Raw genomic sequence first — 7981 nt, forward strand, 5'->3', positions numbered from 1 at the left:
TGCTATGGCCGATGCTTTTGATTCTCTCTTATTCGTCGGCGGAGATGATATTTCCGATGCTATGGCTTTCCGTTCCATTCAGCTGTTTCTTGTCTGGCTTCCGCTTTTTTTGTCCTCCTCCTCCGAAAGAGGGCATCAAAAAAACAGGCCTGACGCCTGTTTGGAACATTTGCAAAATGCATGTATTTTATCCGGACTGGCCTGTTCTCATACCGGCCTCGGCCTTTCTCATATCCTCTCACAACAATTATGCTGTGAATTTCGGATATCGATGTCTGCCTTGCAGGCACTCCTGATACCCCGTCTGCTCCTGTATTATGGCAGTGATTCCACACATCTCTCCGGAAAAGCCTGGACGGTTTCTGCCTCCGCCTGCTCTGCTGATAACTATTTAAAAATGCTGGCTGCCATCAATCCATCCTTCGACGGAAACCGACGGGCAGCCGATATACTGGCCGAAAAAATTGACACACTTCTTGATGATGCCCATCTCCCGACCAATATTAAGAGCTGCCATATCCGAGAAAAAGACTATCTTCAGCGCATAGAGGACCTGGCTCTGCGCAGTTTTGAACAGTTATCCGCCATCTGTGCCGATGCCGGATCCGGATATCCGCTGGTCAGTGAAATTGTCCGGATTCTAAAGGATATCTATTAGATTCTGCCTGTAGATCCAAAACCGCCTGCACCGCGCTCTGTCTCATCCAGTTCCGCTGTCTCGACAAATTCTGCTGTCAAAAACGGTGTTATCACCATCTGTGCAATACGTTCACCGTTCTCAATCTCTGCCGGCTGATTGGAATGATTATGCAGAGCAACCATAATCTCGCCTCTGTAATCCGCATCAATAACCCCTACCTTGTTGGCTGGTGCCAGACCTTTCTTGGTTGCCAGCCCGCTTCGCGCATAAATAAGCCCTGCATAACCTTCAGGGATTGCTGCACTGATGCCTGTATGTACCAGATAGGTCTCACCCGGTGCGATTGTCACTGCATGATCCATACATGCATACAGATCCGCACCTGCTGAAAACGCTGTTCCGTATGTTGGAATGATTGCTCTGTCATCCAGTTTCTTTATATTCACCTGCTGTTTCATCTTCATCTCCTCCTAATTCTCTCTGACCTCAACATGAACATATTCCTTCGGCTCCCAGAGGACAATATGACCCTCTTTCAATGAGGGCTGTACTTCTATAATTCTCTGGTTCGATGAGCCCTTAAACTGCAGGCTCGGGCTCTTGAGTGCCTCTTTAAACTCGCCGTCCACCAGCACATCAATATAAGACAGCATCTCTTTTGTCTCTTCCCACTGCTCTGCCATTCTTCCGAGAATATCCTTTTCAAAATCATAGCCTGTATAACACCAGATATTCTTCTCCGGGAATCTTGCCTTTACTTTTCTCAAGAGTGGAAGCAGTCCCTGCTGGTTCACATGCTCAAAGGGCTCCCCGCCAAGCAGACTCAGACCCGCAATATAAGATTTGTCCAGATAATCCAGTACCTGTTTCTCCGTTTCTTCTGTAAATGGCTTTCCGTAATGAAAATTCCATGTCTCCTCGTTAAAACATCCTTTGCAGTGATGCGTACATCCGCTGACAAAAAGCGACACACGAACGCCCTTGCCATTGGCCACATCGCAGTATTTAATATCTGCGTAATTCAAATTCATCAACCTTCTATTCAGTAAATATATTTGTTCCGGCCGTGATCACATCGCCCCGACCCGATTCACATTCTGTGCCAGCTGTACAGACATGCATCCTTATCATTATATGAGAAAACAACATGAACCGCAAGCAGCAAATTTATGAATAATACCTCTGCGTTAATTTATCCTGCGTTAATTTATGGATTGCATTTCTTGCATGGATCATATCCCTGAGCGATCAGATCATCCCTGGAACCTGTGTATTCCTTTTTATTTGACGCTTTCATCTGCTTCACACCAGAACAGGACGGATAATGAAACTTCTTGGTATTCGTATTCAATATGTACTCTGTCCCTGTGCTGACCGGTGCGCTTGTCTCCTTGACGAATTCTGTCTGAACCGCAGCCTGCTGTGTACCGCTTTTTTCTGCGGCTGACTGGCTGACTGCAGAATTGCCGCCGGAACTGCTGTCGGAATTTCCCTTTTCTGAAGACAGCCAGCTGTCACCGGTTGCATAGTCTATTGTAATTCCCGGCTGAACATTGTACGCATAAACGCAGAAGCAAATACCGTCGCCTTCATCTTCGACAGAATATCCCTCCATCAGTACGCCATCCGCTACAAGATTATCGCCCGTAAATATAGGTGTCACTCTATAAAGCACATGGTTATCTGTTTCTTTCACGTAATCGGCCACCATATTCTCAAAAGGCAGCATCCCGTCCACATTCAGATAACGTGTACCGGTAATAAGATTCTGCTGATTGGCATTCTCAGCAGTCAGCTGATAGCCAATCAGATGACAGCGATTGTACAGCGACTTGCCGTCCACATTGTCATATTTAACTGAATGCCATCCTGTGGGCTTCACTTCGCTGATGCTACCGCGCTTCTCTGTAGGCATTGTCTCAAGGCAGACATTGGCATAAGCCACCCCGCAGCGTCCAAGCGCATCCAATTCACTGTAATTCTCAAAAGCTTCTGTTGTCAGATTATCCGATGTAAAATAGGGTTCATTATTGTTGACAGCTGTATATGGTTCCCCGGAATATGCCGGAACATCTGCTGCATTAAATGCTGATGCGGTACCGGTATGAACCACTTTTTGCTTTGAGTCATCCGACTGGACTTGTGCAGCATCCTGTATCTCTGTTTCAGCTGCTGTCTGTATCTCTGTTTCATCCCCAGGATCATTCTCCGCAGATTCCGTCTGAACCGTCTCAACATAAGATTCTGTTTCTGAATCTTCTGCTTTCAGCATAACCTGGGTTGCTGCACCAGATCCGCAGCCAACCAGCATGCACAGACACAACAACAGCGTCAAAAAATAACTTAACTTATTGTTTCGCTTATTGCTTCTCATCGTTCATAAACCTCCATCGTTATCTTCTCATGAGAAAATCCCACGAACTCCTCTTCCTGAACCTTAGTCATTTTGGAAATGTCAATATCCAGATGCTGATCTGCCGGATAAACACGATTCCATTTAAAAACGATGCATTCATCTATTTTGTCAAAATAAGTCGCCAGCGGCTCTTTCTCGACAAAACACAAATCCTGTACTCCTGCTTCCTCCAGATAATTCTCAGACACTGCAATTCTGTTATCTTCCTGAAATATCTTAGCTGAATACGTATTCATATACACGCTGCAATCACGCTCATCAGCCATCTGCAGCACGCGCTCACAAAGCACTCTGTCCCTGCTCTGTCTGCGATGATTAAACAGCATACCTCCATTGTCATCCACGCAAACTATTACTCGCATTATTACTCCTCCATCATCTTTTTTCTGACATCCTATTGCGCTGCTTAAAATCTCTAGCGCAATTATTTTGCCAGTGCTGTCAACAACATTGGTTGTCAATAAATTCGTCCTCACACGACATAAAACCATTTGATTTATAGCCTGTTCTGATCCCCACCACTAGAATCTTCGCCTGGTGTAAGCCCCAGATAAGATGCAAACTGTTTGGCACTGGCGAAACGTTTAAAATCGCCAGCTTCTACAAGTGTGGATAAGGCAGTCTGGGTTTTCACACCAAGGAAACAGAACAAATAGCTAACTACACAAAGTATCAAAATAATTTTTTGACATTTTTAGAAATGCATGCTAATATAATTATATAAAAAGAGGGCTACCGATAGACGGTTAGTCCAATAAAGTGAATTACAAAAATAACCGCTTAGTTTACCAGACGTGGGCGGTTATTTTTGTGTCTTATTACTATCTTTACCAAATGTATATCCTATACTAAAACAGGTTAAACCGAAGCTTACTACTGCAATAAAGTCAACAATACTCATTGGCTTAGCCCTCCTTCCTTACGGATTCCCTTTCGGGTATCTATGTAATCAGAGGGTCACCGTTCTTCGTTCTACTTCTGTCGTTGCAAAACGAGTGCCACTGGCACTCTGCAACCCGCTGTTGGAGGACTAACCGCCTACCGTTATATGGCAGCACCCATATTTCAATTATATCAATTTTTAATTTTATACGCAATATGTAAAATCAGTTTATATCTAAAACTCCTCCCCTTATTACAGCAGAGGAGTTTTTTTGATGTACCAAGAAATCATCAGATAATCTTTATCTTTCCCTTCTTCGTCTGATCACCATATATCCGCCAAGACCGATCATTGCCAGTGCAGCAACCATGCCGCCGATATAAAGCATTGTACACCAAATTACTATTCGAACTGCATTACAGAGCGTTGGATGTATTATATTATCAGCTGAAACAGATGAAGGATATCATCTCTGTTCTTGAATCTAGTACATATTACGGCTCACGCATTAAATTTGTCGTTCAATTTTGAATTCACAGTTCATAGTAAAAATAAAAAGCATCTTCCACAAGCAGTTTTATAACTGTCTATGAAAGATGCCTTTGCTAGGTAATATGAATTATTGATGGTGCAATTTTGGAGTTAAATTATAATTTTAAATTTTTTTGACATTTGTTTCCATTACATTTAATCTTCCAAAATGTCATCTTTTGTATCTGTGGCATTATAATTTAAGTTTTGTATCGGTTTTTAGACTCTGAATTACAAATGCATCACTCTGGCATTAATCTCTTTCGTCTTACCCACATTCCAGAAATTCTCGCCAAGATAACCGCATGTACGTCTTGTAACATTCATCTTAGAGTGATCCTTATTGCCGCACTGCGGACATTCCCACTCAAGATCATCGTTGATCTTGATCTCGCCGTCATAACCACAGACATGACAATAATCAGACTTTGTATTAAATTCTGCATACTGAATATTGTCATAGATAAACTTGACAACTTCCTCTAATGCCTCAAGATTATGTCTCATGTTCGGAATCTCCACATAAGAAATAGATCCGCCGGATGAAATCTTCTGGAACTGGCTCTCAAATGAGAACTTGCTGAATGCATCAATCTTCTCTCTGACATCCACATGATAAGAATTCGTATAATATCCCTTATCAGTGATATCTTTAATCTCACCGAACTTCTCAAGATCGATTCTTGCAAAACGATAGCAAAGAGATTCTGCCGGTGTACCATATAGACTGAAACCGATGTTCGTCTCATCACGCCATCTGTCTGTTGCTTCCTTCATATGATTCATGACACGAAGTGCAAACTCCTCGCCCACAGGATCCGTATGACTGACACCCTTCATCAGCTTGGTTACTTCATAGAGTCCGATATAGCCAAGAGACATGGTAGAATAACCGCCATACAGAAGCGGATCAATCTTCTCACCCTTATCCAGACGGGCAATCGCACCATACTGCCAGTGAATAGGACTGACATCCGATAATGTACCCTTCAACGCATTGTGACGGCACATAAGCGCCTCAAAACATAACTGCAGACGTTCGTCCATCAGTTTCCAGAATACTTCTTCATTCCCTTTCGCCAGAATACCGATCTGCGGCAGATTAATGCTGACAACACCCTGATTAAATCGACCTTCAAACTTATAGTTGCCGTTCTCATCCTTCCAAGGTGACAGGAAACTTCGGCATCCCATACAACTGAAAACATTGCCTTCATAATTCTCACGCATCTTCTTCGCAGAAATATAATCCGGATACATACGCTTTGCAGAACACTTCACAGCCAACTTCGTAATGTAATCATATTTGCCACCCTTTAAGCAGTTGTTCTCATCCAGAACATAAATCAACTTTGGAAATGCAGGTGTTACATAAACACCCTTCTCATTCTTAATACCTTCAAGACGCTGTCTGAGGATTTCCTCAACAATCATTGCATTCTCTTCAATGTATTCGTTATTCTCATCCAGATTCAGAAAGAGTGTAACAAAAGGTGACTGACCATTGGTAGTCATCAATGTATTAATCTGATACTGAATCGTCTGAACACCGGACTTCAGCTCATCCTTCAGACGATCCTGGACAAGTTTCTCAATGATATCATCATCAAATTCATCGCCAAAATGTGCTCTATAGGCCTTTTCATACTTATCATGGCTCTTTCGCAGATACTTGCCAAGGTGCTTCAGATCAACAGACTGTCCACCATACTGACTGCTGGCTACTGCTGAAATGATCTGAGTCATCACCGTACAGGCTACCTGGAAACTCTTAGGACTCTCAATGAGCTTGCCGTTCATAACGGTACCATTGTCCAACATATCCTGAATATTGATCAGACAGCAGTTGAAAATCGGCTGTACAAAATAATCCGCATCATGGAAATGCAGAATTCCCTCTTCATGGGCCTTTGCAATCTTCTCAGGCAAAAGCAGTCGTTTCGTGAGATCCTTGGAAACTTCGCCTGCGATCAAATCTCTTTGAGTGGAAGCTGCTGTCGCATTCTTGTTGGAATTCTCTTCCATAACCTCTTTATTGCTGTTCTTAATCAAGCTCAAAATCGAATCATCTGTTGTATTGGCGCGGCGCACCAACTCACGTGTATAACGATACACAATATATCGCTTCGCTAAATCAAACTTCCCTAAGGCCATCAATTTCTGCTCGATGATATCCTGAATGTCTTCAACAAGAATTCTCTTTCTCTTTCTAGTCTCCACATAAGAAACGATCTCTTCAATCTCCTGATTCGAGATTCTCTCTTCTTCCGGAACCTCCTCATTGGCTTTCCCGATAGCAACTATAATCTTACTGCGGTTATAATTGACTTCCTGTCCATCCCTTTTGATAACAATCATAATGACCTTCCTCTCATCTATAAGAAACAATATCATGTTGTCTACAAACATAAACAACAAATTAACCACAAAATATAGTGAGAACATTCGTTCTATTTTTCAAACGCTCCGTGGACTATTATAGCACGCTTGTCATTAAAATACCATAGGAAATATCTCGAAGAATAAATATCGTCACTTTTCACGAATTTTAAAAAGTTTTTTCTGTACAGCAGATTATTAGCGAAAAAAAAGACTCTGAAATAATTTCAGAGTCTTAAAAACAATGAGACATCCGGGGTTCGAACCCGGGACACCTAGATTAAAAGTCTAGTGCTCTACCAACTGAGCTAATATCCCATCGTGCCCAGAACCGGAATCGAACCAGTGACACGAGGATTTTCAGTCCTCTGCTCTACCGACTGAGCTATCTGGGCGCATAAATAGGTAAGCGCAAGAGTGACAGAAAAGATGATAGTTGATTTGCATTTGCAAATCAACGGTCACTGAACGAGTCGAAGACTCGTGAAGTGGGTACTCTAAGCTTATTCTACTTATTGAGTTGCGGGGGCCGGATTTGAACCAACAACCTTCGGGTTATGAGCCCGACGAGCTACCGGGTTGCTCTACCCCGCGATATAATCTAATTGTCTGTTTAGACACATAAGTACCTGACAAACTATTCCATTTATCAAGTACTTCAACTGGGCGGAGGTGGATTCGAACCACCGAAGCGTGTCGCAGCAGATTTACAGTCTGTCCCCTTTGGCCACTCGGGAATCCGCCCATATCTCTATATAGTTTTTATATCGAGAAAAGCCGATGATCGGACTCGAACCGATAACCTGCTGATTACAAATCAGCTGCTCTGCCAATTGAGCCACATCGGCATCAATGGAACCTATAGGGCTCGAACCTATGACCCTCTGCTTGTAAGGCAGATGCTCTCCCAGCTGAGCTAAGATTCCATATGAACGACCCAGACGGGACTCGAACCCGTGACCTCCGCCGTGACAGGGCGGCGCTCTAACCAACTGAGCCACTAGGCCATCAAAGGTATGCACCTTCAAAACTGCATATCAACTAAACACATTCTCTAGAACCATTTTGGTCAAGCCCTCGACCGATTAGTAACAGTCAGCTCCGGACATTACTGCCCTTCCACCCCTGCCCT

Annotated in this window: 7 protein-coding genes and 7 tRNA genes; 1 reads left to right on the forward strand and 13 read right to left on the reverse strand. The window is 43.2% G+C overall.

Annotated features, from left to right (window positions below; translation table 11 throughout):
• A partial coding sequence (locus WMO25_RS11485) for a dehydroquinate synthase/iron-containing alcohol dehydrogenase family protein (RefSeq protein ID WP_349085433.1) occupies positions 1–658 on the forward strand: 658 nt, incomplete at its 5' end.
• On the opposite strand, the gene dut is transcribed toward WMO25_RS11485, so the two are convergent.
• The 13 genes from dut to WMO25_RS11550 form a co-directional block, all read right to left on the reverse strand.
• A complete protein-coding gene (dut, locus tag WMO25_RS11490) occupies positions 655–1098 on the reverse strand; it encodes a dUTP diphosphatase (protein ID WP_015514751.1) in 444 nt (147 codons plus the stop codon). The genes WMO25_RS11485 and dut overlap by 4 nt on opposite strands.
• Before the next feature lie 12 nt (positions 1099–1110).
• Positions 1111–1665 (reverse strand): anaerobic ribonucleoside-triphosphate reductase activating protein, encoded by a 555-nt coding sequence (nrdG, locus tag WMO25_RS11495; protein WP_117527917.1) that lies wholly within the window; start codon positions 1663–1665, stop codon positions 1111–1113.
• A gap of 182 nt (positions 1666–1847) precedes the next feature.
• Entirely contained in the window at positions 1848–3014 is a 1167-nt protein-coding gene (locus tag WMO25_RS11500; RefSeq protein WP_349085435.1) for a DNA/RNA non-specific endonuclease, read from the reverse strand.
• Entirely contained in the window at positions 3011–3418 is a 408-nt protein-coding gene (locus WMO25_RS11505) for a hypothetical protein (protein WP_349085436.1), read from the reverse strand. Before WMO25_RS11505 ends, WMO25_RS11500 begins: the two co-directional genes overlap by 4 nt.
• A 134-nt stretch (positions 3419–3552) precedes the next feature.
• Positions 3553–3732, reverse strand: coding sequence for a transposase (locus tag WMO25_RS11510; protein WP_435384309.1), 180 nt, complete (start codon positions 3730–3732; stop codon positions 3553–3555).
• 969 nt (positions 3733–4701) lie between these two features.
• Positions 4702–6828, reverse strand: a complete 2127-nt coding sequence (nrdD, locus tag WMO25_RS11515) for an anaerobic ribonucleoside-triphosphate reductase (protein WP_349085437.1) — start codon at positions 6826–6828, stop codon at positions 4702–4704.
• Positions 6829–7094: 266 nt separating this feature from the next.
• Positions 7095–7167, reverse strand: a tRNA-Lys gene (locus WMO25_RS11520).
• 4 nt (positions 7168–7171) lie between these two features.
• Positions 7172–7244: transfer RNA gene (locus tag WMO25_RS11525), tRNA-Phe, on the reverse strand.
• Positions 7245–7369: 125 nt separating this feature from the next.
• Positions 7370–7443, reverse strand: a tRNA-Met gene (locus tag WMO25_RS11530).
• Positions 7444–7512: 69 nt separating this feature from the next.
• Positions 7513–7594, reverse strand: a tRNA-Tyr gene (locus WMO25_RS11535).
• 30 nt (positions 7595–7624) lie between these two features.
• Positions 7625–7697 (reverse strand) — tRNA-Thr (locus tag WMO25_RS11540).
• A gap of 5 nt (positions 7698–7702) precedes the next feature.
• Positions 7703–7775, reverse strand: a tRNA-Val gene (locus WMO25_RS11545).
• A gap of 7 nt (positions 7776–7782) precedes the next feature.
• Positions 7783–7856, reverse strand: a tRNA-Asp gene (locus WMO25_RS11550).
• Between the last annotated feature and the right edge of the window lie 125 nt (positions 7857–7981).

This window comes from Coprococcus intestinihominis, assembly GCF_040096555.1.
Classification (GTDB): domain Bacteria; phylum Bacillota; class Clostridia; order Lachnospirales; family Lachnospiraceae; genus Coprococcus_A; species Coprococcus_A intestinihominis.